Annotated in this window: 17 protein-coding genes and 4 pseudogenes; 12 read left to right on the forward strand and 9 right to left on the reverse strand. The window is 40.9% G+C overall.

Annotated elements, in window-relative coordinates; all coding sequences use genetic code 11:
- Positions 1 to 294 precede the first annotated feature (294 nt).
- Positions 295 to 1,620 (forward strand): annotated as a pseudogene (locus IQ224_RS10790) (cation-translocating P-type ATPase); the annotation flags it as partial.
- Positions 1,621 to 1,739: 119 nt separating this feature from the next.
- Here the strand turns inward: IQ224_RS10790 and hemB are convergent.
- A complete protein-coding gene (hemB, locus tag IQ224_RS10795; protein ID WP_002748010.1) occupies positions 1,740 to 2,726 on the reverse strand; it encodes a porphobilinogen synthase in 987 nt (328 codons plus the stop codon).
- Positions 2,727 to 3,223: 497 nt separating this feature from the next.
- Between hemB and IQ224_RS10800 the strand changes: the two genes are divergently transcribed.
- Positions 3,224 to 3,589 (forward strand): phasin family protein, encoded by a 366-nt coding sequence (locus IQ224_RS10800; RefSeq protein ID WP_002737188.1) that lies wholly within the window; start codon positions 3,224 to 3,226, stop codon positions 3,587 to 3,589.
- 59 nt (positions 3,590 to 3,648) lie between these two features.
- The gene (locus tag IQ224_RS10805; RefSeq protein WP_194032925.1) at positions 3,649 to 4,029 is read left to right on the forward strand and encodes a hypothetical protein; all 381 of its coding nucleotides are present in this window, start codon (positions 3,649 to 3,651) and stop codon (positions 4,027 to 4,029) included.
- A 79-nt stretch (positions 4,030 to 4,108) separates the two neighbouring features.
- Here IQ224_RS10805 and IQ224_RS10810 read toward each other — a convergent pair whose 3' ends face one another.
- On the reverse strand, positions 4,109 to 4,258 hold the full coding sequence (locus tag IQ224_RS10810; protein ID WP_002745064.1) for a hypothetical protein: 150 nt from the start codon (positions 4,256 to 4,258) through the stop codon (positions 4,109 to 4,111).
- 525 nt (positions 4,259 to 4,783) lie between these two features.
- On the opposite strand from IQ224_RS10810, the gene IQ224_RS24575 reads away from it, so the two are divergent.
- Entirely contained in the window at positions 4,784 to 4,906 is a 123-nt protein-coding gene (locus tag IQ224_RS24575) for a hypothetical protein (RefSeq protein WP_002738230.1), read from the forward strand.
- Positions 4,907 to 5,076: 170 nt separating this feature from the next.
- Here the strand turns inward: IQ224_RS24575 and IQ224_RS10815 are convergent, their stop codons facing one another.
- From IQ224_RS10815 to IQ224_RS10830, 3 genes and pseudogenes are all read right to left on the reverse strand, one after another.
- On the reverse strand, positions 5,077 to 7,797 hold the full coding sequence (locus IQ224_RS10815; protein WP_194032926.1) for a valine--tRNA ligase: 2,721 nt from the start codon (positions 7,795 to 7,797) through the stop codon (positions 5,077 to 5,079).
- Between the two features lie 537 nt (positions 7,798 to 8,334).
- Positions 8,335 to 8,508 (reverse strand): annotated as a pseudogene (locus IQ224_RS10820) (ISAs1 family transposase); the annotation flags it as partial.
- A 332-nt stretch (positions 8,509 to 8,840) separates the two neighbouring features.
- Positions 8,841 to 8,981: pseudogene (locus IQ224_RS10830) on the reverse strand (transposase); the annotation flags it as partial.
- Positions 8,982 to 9,746: 765 nt separating this feature from the next.
- Between IQ224_RS10830 and IQ224_RS10835 the strand changes: the two are divergent.
- The 4 genes and pseudogenes from IQ224_RS10835 to IQ224_RS10850 all read left to right on the forward strand — a co-directional run.
- Positions 9,747 to 10,823 (forward strand): annotated as a pseudogene (locus IQ224_RS10835) (pyridoxal-dependent decarboxylase, pyridoxal binding domain protein); the annotation flags it as partial.
- A gap of 90 nt (positions 10,824 to 10,913) precedes the next feature.
- Entirely contained in the window at positions 10,914 to 11,357 is a 444-nt protein-coding gene (gene tnpA, locus IQ224_RS10840; RefSeq protein ID WP_002740761.1) for an IS200/IS605 family transposase, read from the forward strand.
- Positions 11,358 to 11,431: 74 nt separating this feature from the next.
- Positions 11,432 to 11,953: a hypothetical protein gene (locus IQ224_RS10845; RefSeq protein WP_228036193.1), complete on the forward strand. Its 522-nt coding sequence runs from the start codon at positions 11,432 to 11,434 to the stop codon at positions 11,951 to 11,953.
- 687 nt (positions 11,954 to 12,640) lie between these two features.
- Positions 12,641 to 14,452, forward strand: a complete 1,812-nt coding sequence (locus tag IQ224_RS10850) for a proline--tRNA ligase (protein ID WP_002745074.1) — start codon at positions 12,641 to 12,643, stop codon at positions 14,450 to 14,452.
- Positions 14,453 to 14,961: 509 nt separating this feature from the next.
- Here IQ224_RS10850 and IQ224_RS10855 read toward each other — a convergent pair.
- The 4 genes from IQ224_RS10855 to IQ224_RS10870 form a co-directional block, all read right to left on the reverse strand.
- Positions 14,962 to 15,591 carry a DUF3782 domain-containing protein gene (locus IQ224_RS10855; RefSeq protein ID WP_002745076.1) on the reverse strand — a complete coding sequence of 210 codons (630 nt, stop codon included), beginning with the start codon at positions 15,589 to 15,591 and terminating at the stop codon, positions 14,962 to 14,964.
- Between the two features lie 526 nt (positions 15,592 to 16,117).
- The gene (locus IQ224_RS10860; protein ID WP_002745080.1) at positions 16,118 to 17,800 is read right to left on the reverse strand and encodes an alpha/beta hydrolase; all 1,683 of its coding nucleotides are present in this window, start codon (positions 17,798 to 17,800) and stop codon (positions 16,118 to 16,120) included.
- Positions 17,801 to 18,205: 405 nt separating this feature from the next.
- Complete coding sequence (locus tag IQ224_RS10865; protein WP_194032927.1) at positions 18,206 to 19,516, reverse strand: mechanosensitive ion channel family protein; 1,311 nt, start codon at positions 19,514 to 19,516, stop codon at positions 18,206 to 18,208.
- A gap of 2 nt (positions 19,517 to 19,518) precedes the next feature.
- Positions 19,519 to 20,811 carry an extracellular solute-binding protein gene (locus IQ224_RS10870; RefSeq protein ID WP_036401458.1) on the reverse strand — a complete coding sequence of 431 codons (1,293 nt, stop codon included), beginning with the start codon at positions 20,809 to 20,811 and terminating at the stop codon, positions 19,519 to 19,521.
- A gap of 343 nt (positions 20,812 to 21,154) precedes the next feature.
- Here IQ224_RS10870 and IQ224_RS10875 point away from each other — a divergent pair, with 343 nt between their 5' ends.
- The 4 genes from IQ224_RS10875 to IQ224_RS10890 all read left to right on the forward strand — a co-directional run bounded on the left by IQ224_RS10875 (position 21,155) and on the right by IQ224_RS10890 (position 22,388).
- Complete coding sequence (locus tag IQ224_RS10875) at positions 21,155 to 21,523, forward strand: hypothetical protein (protein WP_228036194.1); 369 nt, start codon at positions 21,155 to 21,157, stop codon at positions 21,521 to 21,523.
- Positions 21,524 to 21,730: 207 nt separating this feature from the next.
- Positions 21,731 to 21,934, forward strand: coding sequence for a hypothetical protein (locus tag IQ224_RS10880; protein ID WP_002745086.1), 204 nt, complete (start codon positions 21,731 to 21,733; stop codon positions 21,932 to 21,934).
- A complete protein-coding gene (locus IQ224_RS10885; protein ID WP_002745088.1) occupies positions 21,931 to 22,122 on the forward strand; it encodes a type II toxin-antitoxin system HicA family toxin in 192 nt (63 codons plus the stop codon). Before IQ224_RS10880 ends, IQ224_RS10885 begins: the two co-directional genes overlap by 4 nt.
- The gene (locus IQ224_RS10890; protein WP_002745090.1) at positions 22,119 to 22,388 is read left to right on the forward strand and encodes a type II toxin-antitoxin system HicB family antitoxin; all 270 of its coding nucleotides are present in this window, start codon (positions 22,119 to 22,121) and stop codon (positions 22,386 to 22,388) included. The genes IQ224_RS10885 and IQ224_RS10890 overlap by 4 nt, the downstream gene beginning before the upstream one ends.
- The last annotated feature ends 168 nt before the right edge of the window (positions 22,389 to 22,556 follow it).

The raw sequence follows: 22,556 nt of genomic DNA on the forward strand, positions 1-22,556 counted from the left end.
TAAAAATTTTGTTAGAATTTCATCCAGATTTATGAGTTGAAATCGATTTTTCATGGACAAAGTTCTTAAAACCTGTCTATCTCCAGCGTTGGATGATAATTATCTGTCAAAAAATAATGCTTCTACACAAGTTCTCTATTTAAATAAGAGAATTTTATCTGAATTTTTTTCAAAATGAGAATTGCTGGCAAACGGTTGAACCGGAAGACACGGTCTTACAAAAAGAAACCCGTCGCATTGTCGGTAAATTGACGATGATCGCGCTGGCCATTTGTGCGGCGGTGGTCGTGATTTATCGCCGATCTCTGCCATTTCAGCCCGATTCAACAACAGGAGCTTGTCGAACAGATCCAGGCAATGGCCGGAGAGGGTTTGCGAGTTCTGGGAGTTGCCCAAGGACGCAAAATGGGAACATTACCCAAAACTCACGCTCTTGAGTCATCCGGGCCTCTAGCCTACTTAGAATCTGACGATCGCTTACCTGTGCAACAACACGACTTTGAGTTTGAATTTGTCGGACTCATCGGCCTGGAAGACCCCGTGCGCCCTACTGTGGCACCTGCGATCGCCGAATGCTATGGTGCGGGAATTCGCGTTGTCATGATTACGGGTGATTATCCGGTAACAGCCCAGAACATTGCCCGTCAGATTGGACTCAGGCCTTTAGACAAGGTGATCACCGGTAGGGAACTGGAGCAAATGGGTGAGTCGGAATTGCGCGATCGCATTCAAAGCACCAACATCTTTGCCCGTGTCGTCCCCGAACAAAAACTATTGATTGTCAATGCACTGAAACGCTCCGGGGAAATTGTGGCCATGACTGGTGATGGTGTCAACGATGCCCCGGCCCTCAAGTCTGCTCATATCGGCATTGCCATGGGTGAACGGGGGACCGATGTAGCGCGAGAGTCTGCCGATCTGGTCTTGTTGAAAGATGATTTTTCCTCCATTGTCGAATCGGTCAAACTAGGCAGACGTATCTTTGACAACCTGAAAAAGGGGATGGCCTATACCTTGGCCGTTCACGTTCCGATCGCGGGTATGTCCTTGATTCCAGTCATGTTTGGCTGGCCCTTGGTGCTACTCCCGATCCACATTGCCTTTCTGCACTTAATTATCGATCCAGCCTGCACGGTTGTGTTTGAAGCTGAACCGGCAGAAAGCGATATTATGCGTCGTCCCCCCCGTAATCCCAAAGAACCCTTGTTCAGTCGTCGGACGTTGCGATTGGCTTTGCTTCAGGGGATCAGCGTTTTAGTGGTACTGGTTATTGTATTTGCGATCGCCTATAGCAACGGCAATAGTGAATTTAATGCTCGTGCCTTAGCATTTACCACATTGATTATCTCCAACTTGGCTATGATCCTCACCAATCGTTCCTGGTCCCGAACGATTCCAGAAATGCTCCAAGCTCCTAATCAGGCTTTGTGGTGGGTGATCGGCGGTGGACTCCTGTTTTTGGGATTAGTTCTCTATGTTCCCTTGTTACGACACCTGTTCAGCTTTTCACTGCTACATACTGATGATTTGCTGGTTAGCTTAGTTTCTGGAGTTGTCAGTATTTTCTGGTTTGAAGGACTAAAACTCTGGAACCGTCGGAACATGAACAGCCAAAAATAAAAGGCATCATAGATTCCACGATCGGTTAACAAATTGTTGCAGCAGTGCGCTATGTAGTTGCTTGAATCAATTGTGCCAACCCTACTCAATAATCGGCATGGTGGGTTAAATCAACAAGTTTAACCCGCTGCTAACCAGCGCACGGCATCCTTAGCGTGGTAGGTTAAGATAATATCGGCCCCCGCCCGTTTAAAGCTAGTTAGAGTCTCTAAAGTCACTCTTTTTTCGTCAATCCAGCCATTTAACGCCGCCGCTTTAATCATTGAATATTCCCCCGACACATTGTAGGCAGCCACGGGTAAATTAGTCATTTCCTTGATTCTCCAGATAATATCCATGTAAGATAGAGCAGGTTTCACCATTAACATATCTGCTCCCTCTAATAGGTCTAATTCCACCTCTTTTAAGGCTTCCCGGGCATTACCCGGATCCATTTGGTAGGTTCTGCGATCGCCGAATTGGGGGGTAGAATCAGCCGCATCCCGAAACGGCCCATAATAGGCAGAGGCATATTTAGCCGTATAGGAAAGAATCGGCGTATCACTATAACCCGCCTCATCCAATCCTTGACGAATTGCCTGCACAAAACCATCCATCATTCCCGACGGTGCAATGATATCCACTCCCGCTTTTACCTGAGAAACGGCGGTTTTTTGCAATAATTCCAGAGTGGGATCATTTAACACCCTGCCGGTTAAATCTCCCGTTTGCAGATAACCACAATGACCATGGTTGGTATATTCACACAAACAAGTATCGGCGACAATGAGTAGATCGGGAACTGCCTCTTTAATTGCTGTGGCCGCTTTCTGCACAATACCATGATCGTGCCATGCTCCCGTCGCCTCTGTGTCTTTACTTTCTGGCAGCCCGAATAAAATAATCGCTGGGATTCCTAAATCCCGCACTTCCTTGGCTTCGTCAACAATTTTATCGATTGATAATTGGTACACCCCCGGCATTGATTTGACTTCCCGGGCAATACCTTCCCCCGTCGTGGCGAAAAGAGGATAGATAAAGTCATTGGCTGTCAAGACGGTTTCACTCACCAGACGGCGCATTTGAGGGGTTTGACGCAGACGACGGGGGCGATGAATAGGAAACATAGTTTTTTGTGATTAAATCGGGAATCTGGTCTTTAGTTTAAATCTTTGCTGAGGATGAACACAAATCGATTCAGCCGGCTGCGGGCTGCCGGCAACTATAGGCAATATTTAGTTATTTTGAGCTTAATCAAACTATTTAGGTCAAAAATGACCTAATGAGGCTCTATCGTCGTTTTGAGCGCAAAAAACCAGCAATTTGACTAAAATTTAATCTTTATAGCGATCAATTTTGCTGTCGCCACCACCGCATCTCTTTACAAAACTTTACTTGATCAGTTATCAGTTACCAGTTATCAGTTATCAGATGTGAGTTTTCAGTTCACTGATGGCTCTCTTGGATATTGGCTGAAAAATGTTCATAGTGTTACATTAGCGGCGCAAGCGTTCACTGATTACTGTTTACTGTTCACTGTTCACTGACTCCCAAAACCCATCTCCATTTGGGAGAAGGATCGTTTATTCTAGTAGGTAAGAGCGATCGATTCAGGATTTTTGCTATGGCGAACTTAGGTGATTTAGTCAAAAAAGCAGTTTATTTGGGTGTAGGCATTGCTACTTATGCCGCCGAAAAAGCTGAAGTAAATTTACAAGAATTAAGAAATCAAGCCCAAAAATTAGCCGATGAGATGATTTCTCGCGGTGAAATGACGACGGAAGAAGCGAGGAAATACGTTGATGAGTTGGTGAAACAGGCACAACAGCAAACCGTAGAAGGTAACGAATCTAATATTCCCCATGAACCCCGACGGATAGAAATTATTGAAGACGAGGAAGACACCAAAGCAGCCGATCCCAAAGTAGATGAATTGCGGCAACAGGTGGAACGTCTTCAGGAGGAATTACGGAAACTGCAACAGGATTAAAACCTAGATTTTAGCGACAAATAATTAATTATTACCAGACAAGGGATGCAAGTATAAACATGGACGATTGGCAGAAGGATTTTTGGGAAGTGATCGAAACTGTGGCACTGGGAATTGAAAATTTTTTCCAAGAAGTTACCCAAACTATCGAAGAAATCAATGAGGAAATTATCATCGATCTGGAACAGTTTATTCAAGAGGTTTTACCCCAGGAATTAGAAGAATTTTTTAACCTCGATGAGTCCCTATTTTCGGAATTAGATGAACCCTCGGATTTTACCCTCACTCCTAAGGTTAACCCCGATCCTAACACCCATCCTGCTTGTATCGGTTGCCGTAATTATCACGGTTATATCTACGGAGGCAATCTTCTCGTCTGCGGTGTCCATCCCTACGGTTGGGATAGTGATAGTTGTCCCGATTGGCAAGCAGAGGATTAATTATTTTTCGATAAAATCAGGTAGGGTTATTATCCCTACCCATAACTTTTATCTCAAAGCAGTTATCTGTCATTTTTAGTTAAGAATTAACCTTGGGAGCATGGTAAGGTTCAGAATCAAAAGGCTGCATCCCCACATCGGGATATTCATCATTGTTGGGACTAAAAATGCGAGCGAAAGCCTCTGTTAGGTACTGGACAAAATTGTGTAATGTATCCTTGATATTCATTGCTTTTTCTCTCCGACTCTCGACAACAATCTCTTTTTCGGATCAGGTTGATTCAGCCCTCCATCCCCATTATCTGGCCAGAATCTCATCAATTGTTGACTTTTGAGATAATTCTTGAATAATCTTCATAAGACTTTATATTTTTTCTTGTTTATCTAAATCTTTATAGTAATTCTTGTATTTTTGTAAAGGAAAAATTATTCAATTAAATCGCTGAACAAATATTTAATTGTTGTCCAGAAAGGACTGTATCCTTGTTGATCATCATTTTGATTGTTTATTTAGGGTTTGCTGAATAAATCTAAAAACCTTGTTGGATAAGACTTTTAGACTTTTTTTCCCTGAAAAAGTCCCTACCATTGGAGTGATTGGGGGGAAAATTTAGGGATTTTTTCCCTGAAAATCAGGTAATTGACCACCTGAAAATGGGTAAAACCCCACACCCCACACCCTGCCCCCACGAAAAACTTTTTCAGCAGCCCCTATTTAGAAATGTGACAGAAAAAAATAAGGTTTTGGTCGTAGATGCAGCGAGTCAAGGTTAGCTTTATTGTTATTGAGCCGGAATTTGAAATTGCTAACTTAATTGACCCAGTGGTGCAGAAAACTCCTGAAAGACTTGCTGGACAAGGAGTCCGAGTTAGATAGGGAGTTAGGAGGAGCAAGTTTATGAGATGCTTAAGTTCCCCAAAGTCATCCGTAGGTTAGCCCCTCTCCTTTAACTTCAACTACTTGAACAACTAAGTCAATGGATTAAGGGATAATCTCGATCGCAGTAGCTTTGCTCTAGCCCACTGGACTTAGATAGTACAAAGATACTACTGCAGGCGTTTTAAGCGTTCTTGGAGAATTTGGGCTTGTTTTTCGGACTCTGCTAAAGCTTGCTTCGTTTTTTGGATTAAAGCTTCTGGAGCTTTTTCGACAAAGCTAGGTTTATTCAGGCGATCGCTCAAACTCTTAATTTCCCCTTCTACTTTAGCTAAATTTTTCGCTAATTTCCCGGCCAATACAGATATATCAACCAATCCGGACAGGGGGATGAGGATTTCTACCGTAGCGACAACACCAGCGATCGCTTGATTGACTTCCTCGGTTAATTTGGTCGTCAAAATTAAGTTTTCGATCTTGGCCAAGTCCTTTAAGTACACTTGTCCGCGTTGCAAAATAGCTAATTCTTGGCTGTTTTCTGTCTGTAAAATTGCCGTAATCGTTGCCCCCGGTTTAATCCCCGCTTCGGCCCGCAAATTACGCAACACCCGAATACTTTCAATTAATAACTCAAAAGTATTTTCTAAGTCTAGATCGATCAGAGAACTATCAGCTATTGGATAGGTTTCTAAAGCCAAAACTTGCTGATTTTCTTGGGTTAAATTATGCCAAATTTCTTCGGTAATATGGGGCATAAAGGGATGTAATAATTTTAATGTCCCTGCCAAGATAAAAGCCAAAGTTTGCCGGGCCGTAGCACAGGAAACCGATTCTTTATCCTTCCATAAACGAGTTTTCACTAACTCGATATACCAATCACAGAAATCGCGCCAGATAAATTCGTATAGACCTTTTGCCGCTTCTCCCATGCCATAATTTTCTAGATAATCTCTAGTTTTTTGCACTGTTTGATGATAACGAGATAAAATCCAGCGATCGGCTAATTCTAAATTTTCTAAAACTGGTTCTCCCAATTCTTCTGGGGTTTTTCCCTCCAGATTCATCATCACAAAACGGGAAGCATTCCAAATTTTATTGGCAAAATTTCGGGCAGCTTCTACGGATTCCGATTCATCGGTTTTACGGTTATATTGCAGACTGATATCCTGTCCTGCTCCTGCCACTTCTCGAATTAAGGTATATCGTAAAGCATCGGTTCCATATTTATCAATTAAAATTAGGGGATCGATGCCGTTATTGGCAGATTTAGACATCTTTTTGCCGTTTTCATCCCTAACTAAACCGTGAATATAGACATCTTTAAAAGGCATTTGTCGCGTAAAATAGCCCGCCATCATCGTCATTCTTGCCACCCAGAAAAAGATAATATCAAAACCTGTGACGAGGGTTGTGGTGGGATAATAGGTGTCTAGATCAAGGGTTTTTTCTGGCCATCCCATAGTCGAAAATGGCCACAATCCCGAGGAAAACCAAGTATCTAAAACATCGGGGTCTTGTTGAATAATTATATCCTCTCCATACTCTTGTTTGGCCTTGGCTAAAGCGGAGGTTTCATCCCAGGCAACAACGAAGGGAGTATGGTTAGTAATTTCGTTATTGGTTTCACTGATAATGTACCATGCGGGAATTTGATGACCCCACCACAGTTGTCGAGAAATACACCAATCTTTTAGTTTAACTAACCAATCGCGATAAACTTTTGTCCATCTTTCCGGCACAAAACGGGGCGAGTTTTCCTGATCTAAACAGGTTAAAGCTTTTGTGGCTAAAGGTTCGATTTTAACGAACCATTGGGTAGATAAAAGGGGTTCCACGGGAACTTTACCTCGATCGCTATAGGGGACGCTATGGCGATAGGCTTCAATCTTAACTAAAAAACCGTCTTCATCGAGTTTTTTAACGACATTTTTGCGGGCAACAAAACGATCTTGACCTGCGAATATTCCGGCATTTTCGTTTAAACTGCCGTCTAAATTCATTATATTAATAAAGGCTAAATTATGGCGTTTACCCATCTCAAAATCCTTGGGATCGTGGGCCGGCGTAACTTTGACGCAACCGGTTCCAAATTCGGGATCCACTAATTCATCGGCAATAATCGGGATTTCTCGCCCCATTATCGGTAAAGTGACGGTTTTGCCGATTAAATGGCGATAACGGGGGTCTTGCGGGTTGACAGCGACACCAGTATCACCGAGCATGGTTTCGGGCCTTGTGGTGGCTACTTGAAGATAACCACTACCATCGCTGAGAGGATAGCGAAAATACCAGAGATTTCCCTCAATATCCTTGTTTTCCACCTCTAAATCGGAAACGGCCGACCGGGATTCCGGACACCAGTTAACTAAGTATTGACCGCGATAGATTAATCCGTCCTCATAGAGTTTGATAAAAGCAGTACGGACAGCATGGGAAAGTCCCTCATCCATGGTGAAACGTTCCCGCGTCCAATCCACGGATACCCCCAAGCGTCGCAGTTGATTAACAATGGTACTACCGGACTCCTCTTTCCATTGCCAAGCGCGTTCGAGGAATTTTTCCCTTCCTAGTTGGTAACGGTCGGTTTTTTCGGCTTTTAATTGGCGATCGAGTATAGCTTGTACTGCAATACTAGCGTGATCTGTTCCGGGCAGCCAGAGGGTATTTTTGCCGGTCATGCGTTTGTAGCGAACAAGTGTATCAATCAAGGCACTCTCGAAAGCGTGACCCATGTGGAGACTACCGGTAACATTGGGAGGGGGGATGACTATACAGTAGGTTTCGCCGCCTTTTTCGGGGTTTGCTGTAAATATTTCTTGATTTTCCCAATATTGCTGCCATTTCGTTTCTGTGATCTTGGGATCGTATTGCTTCGATAGTTCCGAGGTCATGATGGGGGGATTCTACAATTCTTAGTTCTTTGTCAATTGTCCCACATTTGGGAGAGATCAAATTCCTGTTTAGTTGCTGGGTAAAAAATTTCAAGAGTCTTATTAAGATAGCTGTTATCTTTTCCTTGGGTAAACATAGCTAATTTCTGGTAATTATTTTGCATTTCATCAGTATAATAATTGCTATAATCAATTGAGGGAGTCAATCAATGGGTAGGTAGGTATTAAAAACTTTCAGATGCCCCCTTATTAAGGTAGGGTTGATTCATTTAAATTAAGTACGGCTGATTTTGAGTTAATAAATTTGACTGAAGATTCTCAAGTTTATCTTTCTCTAACTAAAAGAGTTAGTCACAACAATTAATCTTTAATCCTCTGCCAATATTTATTATGAATAGATTGATAAAGCTTGTTATCAAGCCACTAAAAGCCTATCTCTCTTGAAATTGTCTGAGAGTACATCCTGTTAATTTAGCTAATTTTTCTGCTTACTTCTTACGTCGATAAAACTATCAGTTTTTCCCAACGTTCAGCTAATCACCTTTGTCCCTCTGTTATTGAGAGAAAACCCAAACCTCTAAAAAGATTCAATCCTATAGTTGTGAGAATTGACCAATTGCTTGCCGCTTGAAAATCCCTGATCTGGCTTTTATCTTCCTCAAAAATTACATCTTTTACCCAATGTAACTGATTTTTTATTTTCCAATGTCCTCACTTCGACACATTTCGACAAGCTCAATGTAAAAGCTCAATGTAAAAGCTCAATGTAAAAGCTCAATGTAAAAGCTCAATGTAAAAGCTCAATGTAAAAGCTCAGTGACCGCGAATAATTTTGGCAAATACTTGAGCGGATTCGGTTAGGCTACACTTCGACACATTTCGACAAGCTCAATGTAAAGGCTCAGTGACCGCTGATATAGTAAGCTGTTTCTTCATAAGTTTTATCCCCGCGACTACCCTTTCTTTCTACTTTAAGAAGTCTTCGCAGATTTTCAAACCCTTGTCTTTCATTTTTCTAGTTTTTCCGAACTTACCATATAAAATCAACTAGCAAAATGCCAATTTAATAAATATCTAAGACTAAAGTTTTTAAAGTTTCTAAATCCACAGCCTCTCCTTTTAATCACATTCAGTTTATTGTTAATTCCTTCAACTGTTCTCTGGGTTGTTCGGTTATCAAAATGATGAGTATGAAATGCAATTCAATTATCTTAAACAAAAATACCAAGAGTTAGTGATAAAATATCCAGACAAAAATTATTTATTTGATAATTATATTGAAAAACAAAGATATGAGTATAACAATTTAGAAAATATAATTACTTGTGCAACAATGGTAATTCAAAATAAATAATTTTGGACTAACATCGCCTTCCGTCTGACCCTGTTCCATAAGTTGATTGCAATGTCGAAGCCACTGCCTAGCAGTACGCCATCGCTAAGTGATTTTTCATATTACGTCAGAGCGTGGCGAAAAACTCGATGACCGGTTCGAGAGGGCGGGACTCGGCTAATGTAGAACGGGGGTGCTGAATCGTTTGTATTTTTTCAGGCTACCACCCCCTCCTTTTCTGATACCGAACTGAGGTTAATTATCGTCAAGCGTCAAAACATCTAGGCCTCTCCTTAATCCCAGTAATGTAAACTTTGATTATAGAGAAAGACTTCTAGCTCCGATCCGATGTTACATTAATAATTGAAGCTAAAAAAAAAGGTTCTTCCTTACTTGGTATGGTTCGATAGGGTGGCATAACGATGATAACAGCGATCAACCTGAACGCTCATATTTCCTAGAGTAGAGAACAAGGGAGTTAGGCAATTGCAGCTAGGGTTCAATGCTTCTCCAACCAGTCCCAAGTAGTGGGGGGAAATACCTGAGAATCGATAAACTGATCGCTGTTTGCGGGTGATGCTAGGCGTTGGACAAAAGCGAGATTATAGAAGGGATTATGGAAACTTGGACGCGATCAATTGACATCGAGGAGATAGCAAAACGCCATGGGTCTCCTCTCTACATACTGAACGTCGGTCAGCTTCGCCGGAACCTGTCCCACTTTGTGGAGCTTGTGGGCAGTCCATCTCAGGTTGCTTACCCGGTAAAGGCTAATCCGTCGATGGCGATTCTGAATGAACTGGTATCCCTGGGATGCTCCGCAGACTGCTCTTCTAAATATGAAGTTGAGTTGGCCCTTTCTTGCGGATTCCCATTGAATCGGATCACATACAACAGTCCGGCACCCGACCGCCAGCTAATGGTAGATCTCCTCGATGGAGGCGCAACAGTAGTTGCTGACTCCCAAGCTATATTAGATGATCTTCAACATAAGCTTTATGGCAAGGATTGGAGTGGGAGCTTGCTGGTTCGGGTTAACCCAGAAAAACAGGTGGAATATTTCCACAATACTGATTGGCAGGATCTGGTTTCTCACGCCTCGCCCAACAGTAAGTTTGGCATCCCATCCGAGGAATTGCCAGATGCGCTGGCCAGTTGCCAACTGCCCATAGCTGGCTTGCATATCCATATTGGGACTCAGATGGATAATGTATCGGCATTTAGTCATTCGATTCAGTTTATTCATCATTTGAAAAACTTAATCGAAGCCTGCTCGAATCATTGCATGAGAAAACTAAATCTTGGCGGTGGGCTTGGCATTGACTTCCATGACGGGCAACAGTTTCCAACAATCCCAGAGTACACAGAAGCATTAAAGAAACACTTGTTACCCGGTATTGAGTACATAGTCGAGCCTGGACACGCACTGGTTGGTAATGCCGTCGCCTTGTTGACTCGTATCCGCGAGCTTAAGCAGATGCGGGGCAGACGTTGGGCTATTGTTGATGTTGGCTCCGACCAGCTAATCAAGGTGACTCTCCTCTCATGGAGCCACCAAATTATCGATCGCAATCATCGCACCCTGCCTACTCAAGGGGACGATGCTATTGGAGGGCCACTTTGTTTTGCCGGCGATATATTGCTACCATCGACCAATTTAGAAGGCCAGAGTCCTGGGGATCCATTGTTAATCCAACACGCAGGAGCATATTGCTATTCAGTAAACAATCACTTTAATCTCTTCGGGTCTAATTCCCCGCCGCTCGCGGCGTACAATAGAAAAATGAGTGAATACATCCATAAGAGCCATAATGTAAGTGTTTTGCTATATCATTTAGTGTTCCCAGCCAAATATCGTAAAGCCGTTTTCGACGAACAGGTAGATAGCTTGTTGAAAGAAGTCTGTCTAGAGATGGAAAAACGATACGAGATAAAGTTTGTAGAAATTGGAGTGGATAAAGATCATGTGCATTTTCTGGTGCAATCAGTACCGACCTATAGTGTGACAAGGATAGTGACAATGATTAAAAGTATAACGGCGAGAGAAATTTTCAAAAAGTGTCCTCAAGTGAAAAAGCAGTTGTGGGGAGGAGAGTTTTGGAGTGATGGATATTACGCAAGTACGGTAGGAAAGCATGGGGATGAAGGTATGATAGCGAGATATGTAAAAGAACAAGATAAAGAATACCTGCAGCTACACCAAAATCTACAATTGAGTCTATTTTGATTCTGATACCCCGTCCGCTTGCGGCGGGGTAGTTCATTGGGTTTCACGGGCCCGGGCATATAACCATAGATGAAATGGGTCAAATAGAAACGGCTTACGCTGCTGAGGACGTATTTGCCGATCACAGTTTCTTGGGATTTTCCAGGCCGACGCACCCCCCTTCAGAAGTGCTAGATCATGAAATTGATCTCGATATCATTCAAAGACTAAGCAGTGACTATCTCAAGCAGGGAGAATCTTCAGATGGCTACGCATTTACCAGAGTCCAACTCATAGCGCCAAGAACTTTGCAGTTCATGGTGAAGGCGAAGAGTTCTTTAGGGGCGATATCAATCCCATTCGCCGTCCGCATCGCCTCGGATGCCACAATAATTTCAGCTTTGTATCTTGTCGGCAAACAGGCCAAAGATGTTTCAGTTTGGGGAACAAGAACATATTTGAAGTCAGACACGATAATTCGTACCAGCCAGCCATTGAGACTGGTTGTATATATAGCGCCCAAATCAAGCCTCCCTGTGGATAAGCATACTACTCACCTGTCTCACTGGGACCTCGGCAACGGGAAGTTTAAGGGATCGTTCCGATTCATCTTATAAAGTTCTTTTCGTTGCCTTGCTCACGATATTTACACAATCAGGCTGGCACTGTGTTTCTATGATGCCCTCAACTTTTAGCTATCACCTTGAGGGTGGGAGCTTTTTCTTGCTTTAGGGGCAGTTTGTCTTTTTCCCTAGGGGTGATTGCTTCTTTGGTCTGTTGAGTTAGTTAATTCTTCTGCGCTTTCTTTGACTACTGTTGAGGTCACTGCTGCCATAATTTTTGGATAATCAAAGTTAGGGTCGGTTAAGCGTCAAAACATCGAGGCTTTTCCTTGATCCGGGTAATGTAAACTTTGATTAAGAGAAAGACTTCTAGCCCCGATCCGATGTTATATTAATAATTGAAGCTAAAGAAAAAAGCTTCCCTGACAGATCGACTGGCAAGGTTATAAAGGTCAAGTTCACAAAGGAGTAAACCCTGTTAAAGTTACATTCTGTCTCGATAACGACGATAACAGCGATCAACCTGAACGCTCATATTTCCTGGAGTAGAGAACAAGGGAGTTAGGCAATTGGAACTAGGGTTCAATGCTTCTCCAACCAGTCTCAAGTTATGAGGGGAAATGCCTGAGAATCGGTAAACTGATCGCTGTTATTGTTTGTCAACACAAGTAATTGATAATTGCAGTCGTTCTCCTTTGATGAGATAATAGAAAGTCTTCTGTTCAAAAGGATATCGATAGGATGCGACTCTCTCAACAGCTTTTTGTCACTCTCCGGGAAGACCCAGCCGAGGCGGAAATCCCTAGTCATAAATGCTTGGTCCGTGCCGGTTACATTCGTCGCATCGGCAGCGGTATTTACGCCTATTTACCCCTGATGTGGCGGGTTTTGCAGAAAGTCTCCCAGATAGTCCGGGAAGAAATGAATAAAGCCGGCGCCCAAGAATGTTTACTTCCCCAACTGCAACCGGCGGAACTCTGGCAAGAATCGGGCCGTTGGGACACCTACACAAAAGCAGAAGGGATTATGTTTGCCCTGACGGACCGGCAAAACCGGGAGTTAGGATTAGGACCGACTCACGAAGAAGTAATTACTGCCGTCGCTCGTGATTTAATTCGTTCCTATCGACAATTACCAGTTAATTTATATCAGATTCAAACTAAATTTCGCGATGAAATTCGCCCTCGTTTTGGTTTAATGCGGGGACGGGAATTTATTATGAAAGATGCCTATTCTTTCAATCTCGACGAGGAATGTTTAAAGAAAACCTATCAAGCGATGGATATAGCTTACCGCAATATTTTCCGCCGTTGTGGGTTAGCTTTTCGGGCAGTAGAAGCGGATTCTGGAGCGATTGGTGGTTCCGCATCCCAAGAATTTATGGTCTTAGCTGATGCTGGAGAAGATGAGGTTTTATTTACTGCCGATGAAAAGTATGCGGCTAATGTAGAAAAAGCCGTTTCTTTGCCAGCAGATAAAGTGGCTTCTCCCTTTAAAAAGTTTTGTAAAAAAGAGACTCCTAACACCAACACGATCGAAAGTTTAGCTAAATTTCTTGATTGTTCTGCCACTGCCATCGTCAAAAATGTTCTCTACGAAGTGCTTTATGATAGCGGCATAACTGTTTTAGTTTTACTGCATATTCGCGGCGATCAAGAGGTTAATGAAGTTAAACTACAAAATGAATTAGTTAGACAGGCGAGCTGTTACAATGCTAAAACAATTTTGGCTTTAAAAATACCCGATGCTGCCGCTCAACAGAAATGGGCAACTAAACCTTTACCTTTAGGTTATATTGCTCCCGACTTAGAAGATAATTTACTCAAAAAAGCCAGCGATATAGCTCCTAAGTTTTTACGCATAGCAGACAACACAGTGACAGACTTAGAAAACTTTATCACCGGTGCTAATGAAAGCGGATTTCATGTAGTGGGAGCCAATTGGGGTCAAGATTTTATCTTACCAGAATTAATCGTCGATCTACGCAAAGCCCGGGTAGGCGATCGAGCTATTCACGATCCTAATCAAACCTTGCAAAGTGCTAGAGGAATTGAAGTTGGTCATATCTTCCAATTGGGCTATAAATATTCTCAAGCTATGAATGCTTTTTATACTAATGAAGCGGGCGAATCTACCCCCATTTGTATGGGTTGTTATGGCATAGGAGTATCCCGTTTAGCCCAGGCAGCCGTAGAACAATCCTACGATAAAGATGGCATTATTTGGCCGGTAGCTATTGCCCCCTATCAAGCGATTGTGGTTATTCCTAATTTAGCCGATGCCGAGCAGGTAAAAACCGCCGAAAGTTTATACAATGAGTTAAATCAAGCGGGCATTGAAACCCTTTTAGATGACCGGAATGAACGTGCAGGAGTTAAGTTTAAAGATGCGGATTTAATTGGGATTCCCTATCGCATTGTCACAGGTAAATCTCTCAAATCAGGTAAGGTGGAATTAGTCGAAAGAGCCAGTAAAAAAGCATCAGAAGTAGCAATTAATGAGGTGGTTTCCTATTTAAAAACTGCTATTTCAAAGGTAAATGTTTCTGATTAAGTAATTAAATATACAGATAATTTTCTTTGTTTATGTATTTGATGAGCGAATATGAGTCGGGGTACCTCCTGTCATAGCAATAATTTTTCCAGCGTTGCTGATTTGAGATATAAATCTTCTTTTGTGGGATTTTTAAAACCTAGACCCAAACTGGGGTGAGGGCATCTCAAAGGCTATTGACAATTGGCCAATTTTGTGATTTGCGTGGGCATTTCAAGTGATACCAGTCAATCAGAATAGTTACGAACTCGACCTATTTGGTCGATTGTTGCTTAACAATTGAGATGGCAAATTCTACTCAAATATGCCTGAATTGTCGTCTGGGTAGGCAACTCACATAAAGTTCATTTTGTCAAGGATTGTTAAGATGCGCTTACCCAGGGCTGCTAATATGCCATAGAGTTTTTTATCTCTGATTTGGTCTATTACTATTTTACTGAATTTTGCCGATTCATGAAGAAAAAAGTGTTGATGCCTTTGGGCAAGATAGAGCGATTACATTTAAATTTTTAATAAGGTCGAGGTTGAAAATTATCGGGAATATCTAATTCAAATACTTGGTCATGAATCCGAGCCACATAAAACCCCTCTTGCAGAATTTTTTCGCGTAATTCTGGAGATACATGAACCGCCGCTAATATGCCATAGAGTTTTTTATCTTTGTGTTCAGGGAAAAAGCTGCGAAACCGTTGCAAAATACTTTTTAATTGTGTAATAGATTCCTCTCTAGCATGACTTTTAACCTCGACGATATAGGCAGTATTTAGCTCACCATTAGTATAAGCAAGAACATCAATTTCTAGGTTTTTTCCATCTTCGCTTGCTCGGACACTGGGACTAACAACTTTCATGCCGAACCGTTGTCTGAGAATCGTTTCCATTGAGGGAAGGGCAAGTCCTTCGGTAAAGCTGCCGAATTTGGCACCGAGTTCCCCAATTTGCTGTCCTAATTCTTTGAGTTGTCGGTCAGTTTTCTTCTGTTGTTGGGCGTTTTCCTTCTGTTGTTGACTAACTTCCTTCAATATTAGGTCAGTCTCCTTCAGTTGTTTGTCAGTTTCTTTTTGAGCAGCAGTTAATTCGGCTTGAGCAGTGGCTAATTCGGCTAAGATTTGCCATACGTCTTCGGATGTAGTTGCCATAGATAATTTTTTCCCGATGTCACCTATTTACTATTTTATTGGATTTCTGCGCTTGCTGAAGGCACTGGGGAGCAGGCTGCTGATTCAATTGGGTAAGGTGGAGGCTAATTCATAGAACAAGAATCACCGCCACCACTGACTAACATCCCTAATTCCCTGATACACTTCTCTTAAAACGACCTCCCCCCCAAAATGAAGGATTAAAGGCGCTAAGTTGGGAATAGTTTCGGGGAAATTAGAACGAGTGAGAGTTCCCAAAGCTTGAAGGTTTTTTTCCAGAAGGATAGATCAACATGGTTAGGCGTTAACACCTGAGTTATAATTAGAACGAAAATTAACTAAGGCAGTTGTTCTCAAATGAAATTAAAGGAAAGGTGTATCACCGATGGGCAGGGTAATCGAATAGGTGTTCTTTTAGATAACCTAAGTTGCTACCTATGGGATTAAGCAAAAAAAGCTGCTACAAAAGATAAAAGACGAGTAGCAGCCAAAAAACGAACCCTCCGTTTTACTATTGCAAGAGTGCCTATTGCCTATGTACTCGCAATTTCTCAATCAATTGAGATAATTTCTCGTCAGAAGCGGCAGTAATAAAGTCTAATTTAAACTTTTGTCCCTGACTGAGATATTCTGCGTAACTAGACAGAAGAAAAGGACGAAACTTGTCATTATCAGCAATATAAACTTCAAAAAAAGAGACCAATAAAGCCCCCGCATAATCCTCGATTAAATTTTGATTGGGTAAAGTGATATCGACCACAGACTCTAGGGTTTTTTGCATTCCTGCATCCAATTCCGTAAAATTTACATGAGCTTGTCCCTCCACCATGGCCAGATATTTATCTGGCGTTTTTAACCAAGTAAAAGGAATGGCCTGTTCAAAAATCGGATTAGCTGCCGGGTCATAACTTCCAGAACCCAAGAGGACAGGAATCGAGATTTTACTTAAACCTTTTTCCCCAAAAATACTGCGGTTAACGGGATTAGCTGCAAAGACAGCCGCGACTCGTTCATCACGAAAATTATAGACCTGTCTAGGCAATTCTAGGGCGCGACATTCCAGTATAATAGCGATATTAATCCCGGAGTAAGGAAGATTACAATCTTGGGCGAGATTATCAAAATCAATTTGTGCGCCAGCAACAGCTAGAGATGTATAACCTCCAAAGGAATGACCCGCTACTCCCACATTAGTGAGGTCAAGTTGACCTTGAAATTGACTAGGATTACGTCTTGCTAATTCATCGATGACAAAGCTAATATCTTTGGGTCGATTAATAAACTCATTGCCATCAAAAATATTGCGATAATACCCCCCTAACATTCCTTGTAGGTATTGGGTATCACTGCCGGGGTGTTGCGGTGCCGCTACTAAAAATCCGTAGGAAGCTAGATGTTCAATTGCTTGGGCATAATCTTCTGGTCGCGAGGCTAATCCGTGGGAAAAAATAATTACAGGTGTTTTACCTTCTCGGAAAGTTTGCGGGATATAAACATTGACATATAAACTGCGATTGCGACTGCTATCGGTTAGGTTCCAAACTTCTTTTTTTACCTGAAAGCTACCGCGCTGACGCAGATCGGGTAAACTGGTATAATTAATCGGTGGTTTAACGGCAGCGGCTTCCCCGGCTGTCCAGAGGCGCATATCTTTAATAAATATTTCCGCCACATAAACTGCATAATCGATGGTTTTAGCTAATCCGAGGATTTCTTCCCCCTGTAACTGGATATTATTGGGGAATTTTTTCAGCACATTTAAAAGGGTTAATCCCCCCGGCTCAAAAGCGGCACTAACAATCGCACCCCGCAGGGCATATTTACCATTAATTCCTCCTTCAATGGTGATGCCTTTGCCCAAACGAGAGAGCATATCAGCACCCATCACACTATTAAAAAAACGAGATAGTAAAACAGGATTAATGTCAATTTTTGTTGATAAAGCTTCACGAAACTGCTCTCTTGCTTCGGGAGTTACTCTGGCTAGAAATTGTTTTAAATTAGCATCAATTTTGCCTTCTTTAGCAAAGGTTTCTAGGGATGCTACCGATACAGAAAAGACGAGGGGAGTATAGACAAATTCAACTTCTTCGGCGGCTTTTAGGGGTAAAGCGGTCATAGTGGCGGCGAAAAGGCCTAGTAGAAAAGCTCGCAGCCGACGGGTGGGATTATTTCTGGGAAAACGATTTTGTAAACTGGTGATAATCATGGAATTTTTAGTTAGGGTAGATGACAGCAATTAAAGGAAAAAAGTCGCACGGCGATTGATGTCTAAGTTCAACAAAAATCGATAAAGTGCCAAGCAAAGTATAACCAAAAAGCATGAGCAAAACCTCGATAGATTAATCTGGGCGATTTCGATTCTAAATTACGAGCTATTTCCTGAACATATTACCTAGTGTGGATTTTATATTAAAATTGTTTTTTTGTCAAGACACTGGTTATTAACAAAAAAACGATAAATACATAAATTTAATAAGTGAAAGTGATATATTTGGAGATGAAAATAATCAGATAAGGTTTTTGACCAAGATAAGTACCTAAGCAAAATTAACTAGACATTTTGATAAAGCTTTTTAACCAATAAATTAATTTTGCACGACTACTTAAATTGCTAATTATTGCGAATATGAATATCTTGCTGCGGAAAGGGAATCTCGATATCCTGTTGAGTAAACCTATCAAGAATAACACAATTAACATCACTAATTACTCGCTTTTTCTTGTTAACATCATCCAACCAGAACTTTAATTCAAAGTTTAAACTAGAATCACCAAAATTAATAAAAAAGGCTACTGGTTGCGGGTTTTTAAGTATGTTAGGATGTTGATCAGCAATGTCTAGCAATAAATTCATCACCTGTTCTGCGTTAGAATGATAACCAACTCCGATAGCAATTGAACAATAAATCAAGTTATCACTACCCGTATAGGTGGTGACATCCTCAGTAAAAAACTTTTGATTGGGGATAATTTTTTCGGAATTATCCGTGAGGATTTGCACTGTTGTCGCTCGAATACCTAACTTTTTTACCTGAGAAGTCTGTCCTTCAATATTAATTATATCACCGGGTTTGAGAACTTTTTCAAATAATAGTAAAATACCGCTAATAAAATTACTTACCACTTGCTGCATACCGAAACCAATACCCACCGATAAACCGCCAGTAATTGCCGCTATTGCTGTTGCATTAACTCCCACATAACCCAAGATGAGAATAAAACCTAAGACGATGAAAAAATAACGTCCTAACAGTAAAGTTGCTTCAATTTCACCGCGACTAGCTTGCTGATTTAAATGAGCAATACTCAAAATTATAGTCTCTATAAGATCAACAACAATTACCAGAAAATAGGGAGCTATTATCAAAATAAATATGCTTCCCAATGTGATCGGACTATTGAATAAATTGAAAGGAGATACTTTGGCGATTTCCTGAATATTATTGTAGAAACCAATCATGATTCTCAGGAGAAATAACACCAATAAAGGTGCTAAAAGCCGGAAATGATAATATTTAATTTTATTGACGGAAAACTTGGCGTATAGTCCAGCTAATAAACCACGATAAACTAAATAAAACCACAGGAGTTTTATAGATAAACTAATCAGTCCTCTTGTCCAATTTTGACTGAAAAAAATTAGATAATTTAAATTCAGTAAAATTATACTAATAACTGGAAAATTAAGAAACTCTATCAGAATAGCAAAATATTGACGGATGGTTAATTTTTTATCACTATGGATAAAAGTGGTGACGTGAGGAAATCTTTTTTCTAAGTAAGACCATAACCATTTTGACAATAACCAAGCAAGAATTAAACAGAGAAAAATAATCATTAATTGATTTTGAACATTTCTGCGTCCTAAAAATAATAATTGGTTAGCAATTATTTCCGAAAGAGAGGGGATATTGTTGTTCATAATTAATTCATTTTCTTGACTTCCTGATCAAGACCTGATTGAATATAAAGTGTCAGTTGGTGGGCTGCTGTTGAGGAAGATATTTCACCAGCGATCGCTCTTTCATACCAAAATTCTCCCTCTTCTAAAATTTTATTCAACTTTTCCCAATCATCCAGAGGAACTGCCACGGCATTGTGAGATTGTTGTAATAATACTGATTCGATCGGTAGTAAATTTCCTTCGATCTGTACCCGTCGATTAGTGGGAATAAAACTTTCTGTTTGGATGATTGCTTGCAATTGTTGTTCGGGATTGGTGAGAAATTTTCCTAAAGCTAATCCCAAACTATTTTCATTATCACTATTATTACGATTAAATACCATCACCCGTGTATAGAGAATTGGTGCTGCTTTACCTTGAGTGCCTTGGGGAAGTAAAGCGACTCTGAGATCATCTTGGAGACTGTTTTTTAAATCGGCAATTTCAATAGAATTACAAACATAATAGGTTAAGCGACCTCTAGCAAAGGCCTCATGAAGTAATTCCCGTTGACGATTGAGGATAAAATTAGGCTGTGACGAGGCAAATTTTAGCCATTCTAGCCATTTTGCCCAACCATCCAAGCGAGGTTGCAGCCTACCCTGATCATCCCACAAATAGCTGCCAAAAATTGCCATTCCCCAAAAAGTATCTTCAAAAGAGGACACCATCCCCACAGAATAACCTTTGCGGGCACGTTCCACTAATCCCTCTAAACTGGTGGGAGGTTGCTTCAGCAGCGGATCGGTACTAACTTGTAATTTTTTTTGATTGTAACACAGTACACGAGTACGAGAACCTAAGGGAATGCCATAGATTTTTCCTTGATAGCTAACTTGTTTCAGGGTTGGGGGATTATAGATAGATAAATCTAGATTTTTCCGGTCAATTTCCCCCAGTACTCCTTCAGATACTAATCTGGGTATATTTCTCGAAAAAATTAGAATAACACTCGCACCCAATCCGCTTTGAGATTGTTTAAAAAAACGTTCGGGTATCTCATCGATAGGAATAGCTTGTTCAAGAATTGTCACCTGCGGATTTAATTTTTCAAACTCTTGGAAACCGAGACCTACTAGTTTAGTTAAATTGCCCTCTTCTGGATACCAAATCAAAAGGGTTCCTTGCCGTTGCTCCGATGATTGGTTAGGAAGATCACTAAAACAAGCATAAAGAAAAATTGGCATCAAGATAAAAAGCAATAGGAACGATATAATCGTCCTTGCTTTTTTGCTTCTCCAAGCAGTTTTAACTCTGAGCCTTAGGGATTGCATCGATCGTGATCCTTCAAAAATATTGCCATAGATCCATAGTACATGAAAAGGTGACTAATAATCCTCATCAGAAAAATAATTAACATGATCTTGTCTCCATAGCCACCAGTATAGCAACAATCCCAGTTAAAAATTTGTGCGAGTTAAACTGCTGACGTATCTAAATTACTGCTTAAAACAAAGGGAAAGATCGAGTTTTATAGTTCATTTTCTAACACTATCATACCCAGTTTAAATGGGTAACAGCTTAGGGAAGCTGTGCTTAGTATGAGTGAGATTTATGTTATTAATAATTATGTCATGACGAGAGAGTGATACCTGCATTAACTTTACTGTATCAACCATGACCCCACCGCAGCAATTTTTACTATATAATCATGGTATAAGAAACCAGCACCCCAAATATTGTATTTCAACCCAAACACCAAAGGAGTTAAATATGACTGAACCTTTAAGCGCGATTGTGTTGGTAACGTTGGCAATCCAGGAGTTTGTTAAATCAGGTACAGGAGATTTGGCCAAGCGTTTTACGGCGGAGGCTGTGGCGAAAATTCCTGTATTATGGGGAAAGATTAGGGATCGGTTAACGGGAAAATCGCTCAAGGTCAATGAAGCATTAGCTAAATTGGAAAGTGGGGACAGTACGGTCATTGAAACTATCACTAAAAATTTGGATGTGATTTTAGACGAAGATTCTCTTTTTGCTGAATAGTTACGAATTTTAGGACAGGAAATTCAAGCAGGGGAAATCAGCCAAGTTGGTTTAGATGACTTTGAAGCGGGAGAACTAGATGCTGAAATTGATCAAACAGTGAAAGGAAAAACAACGACTAAAACAGAACAAATTGGTACAACAAGGGTAAGAGTTACAGGAAAAGCAACTATTAAAATTAACCAAAAGATTGATTAGGAGACAAAAATGTTAGAAGATCAAGCCCAAGCACTCAAGTCTATTGTTAAAGAGGTTCTGCATGAGTTATTATTGCAAGAACGGGAAACTTTAACAGATGTAATTTATGAAATGATAGAGGATATGGTTCTAGCCAAAGCAATAGAGGAAGGTCTTGACGATGAAAATGTCAGTCGAGAAGAAATTTTTGGGTTACATCGAGTAAGTTTATGACTACGAAGATTCGGGATGTCATTAAATTATTAGAAAAAGATGGCTGGTTTCTCGTTAATACAGTCGGTAGTCATCGCCAATATGAGCATCCAACAAAAAGGGGAAAGGTGACTGTTGCTGGCAAATTAAGTGATGATGTTCGTAAAGGAACTTTAGCTAGTATTCTTAAACAAGCAGGGTTAAAATGATCGACAAATATCTAATTGTTCTCGAAAAAAGTGAGACGGGATTTTCAGCTTATTCACCCGATGTATTGGGTTGTGTAGCAACAGGTGCGACTCTAGAAGAAACAACGGAGCAAATGCGATCAGCTTTGGCTTTGCATTTGGCAGATGTTGAAAACTTGCCCCAACCGCGAGGGATTGATGCTTATTTAGAAGCTTTGCGAGATTCGGAAGGAGAAGCATTTTTTCTAACTCATATTCCCATAGATCAAGTGTTAGTTAAATCTTAGTTTTATTAAGGAAAATGAACAACAAACTTTAGCAAACTGGAAATGAACTACCCCGCCGCAAGCGGACGGGGTATCAGAATCAAAATAGACTCAATTGTAGATTTTGGTGTAGCTGCAGGTATTCTTTATCTTGTTCTTTTACATATCTCGCTATCATACCTTCATCCC

This window comes from Microcystis sp. LEGE 00066 (assembly GCF_015207925.1).
Taxonomy (GTDB): Bacteria; Cyanobacteriota; Cyanobacteriia; order Cyanobacteriales; family Microcystaceae; genus Microcystis; species Microcystis ichthyoblabe_A.

Excerpts from the sequence above, each read along its gene's own strand:
- hemB (WP_002748010.1), bottom strand. The coding sequence starts at position 2,726 with ATGTTTCCTATTCATCGCCCCCGTCGTCTGCGTCAAACCCCTCAAATG.
- IQ224_RS10800 (WP_002737188.1), top strand. The coding sequence starts at position 3,224 with ATGGCGAACTTAGGTGATTTAGTCAAAAAAGCAGTTTATTTGGGTGTA.
- IQ224_RS10805 (WP_194032925.1), top strand. The coding sequence starts at position 3,649 with ATGGACGATTGGCAGAAGGATTTTTGGGAAGTGATCGAAACTGTGGCA.
- IQ224_RS10810 (WP_002745064.1), bottom strand. The coding sequence starts at position 4,258 with ATGAATATCAAGGATACATTACACAATTTTGTCCAGTACCTAACAGAG.
- IQ224_RS24575 (WP_002738230.1), top strand. The coding sequence starts at position 4,784 with ATGCAGCGAGTCAAGGTTAGCTTTATTGTTATTGAGCCGGAATTTGAA.
- IQ224_RS10815 (WP_194032926.1), bottom strand. The coding sequence starts at position 7,797 with ATGACCTCGGAACTATCGAAGCAATACGATCCCAAGATCACAGAAACG.
- tnpA (WP_002740761.1), top strand. The coding sequence starts at position 10,914 with ATGAGTGAATACATCCATAAGAGCCATAATGTAAGTGTTTTGCTATAT.
- IQ224_RS10845 (WP_228036193.1), top strand. The coding sequence starts at position 11,432 with ATGGGTCAAATAGAAACGGCTTACGCTGCTGAGGACGTATTTGCCGAT.
- IQ224_RS10850 (WP_002745074.1), top strand. The coding sequence starts at position 12,641 with ATGCGACTCTCTCAACAGCTTTTTGTCACTCTCCGGGAAGACCCAGCC.
- IQ224_RS10855 (WP_002745076.1), bottom strand. The coding sequence starts at position 15,591 with ATGGCAACTACATCCGAAGACGTATGGCAAATCTTAGCCGAATTAGCC.
- IQ224_RS10860 (WP_002745080.1), bottom strand. The coding sequence starts at position 17,800 with ATGATTATCACCAGTTTACAAAATCGTTTTCCCAGAAATAATCCCACC.
- IQ224_RS10865 (WP_194032927.1), bottom strand. The coding sequence starts at position 19,516 with ATGAACAACAATATCCCCTCTCTTTCGGAAATAATTGCTAACCAATTA.
- IQ224_RS10870 (WP_036401458.1), bottom strand. The coding sequence starts at position 20,811 with ATGCAATCCCTAAGGCTCAGAGTTAAAACTGCTTGGAGAAGCAAAAAA.
- IQ224_RS10875 (WP_228036194.1), top strand. The coding sequence starts at position 21,155 with ATGACCCCACCGCAGCAATTTTTACTATATAATCATGGTATAAGAAAC.
- IQ224_RS10880 (WP_002745086.1), top strand. The coding sequence starts at position 21,731 with ATGTTAGAAGATCAAGCCCAAGCACTCAAGTCTATTGTTAAAGAGGTT.
- IQ224_RS10885 (WP_002745088.1), top strand. The coding sequence starts at position 21,931 with ATGACTACGAAGATTCGGGATGTCATTAAATTATTAGAAAAAGATGGC.
- IQ224_RS10890 (WP_002745090.1), top strand. The coding sequence starts at position 22,119 with ATGATCGACAAATATCTAATTGTTCTCGAAAAAAGTGAGACGGGATTT.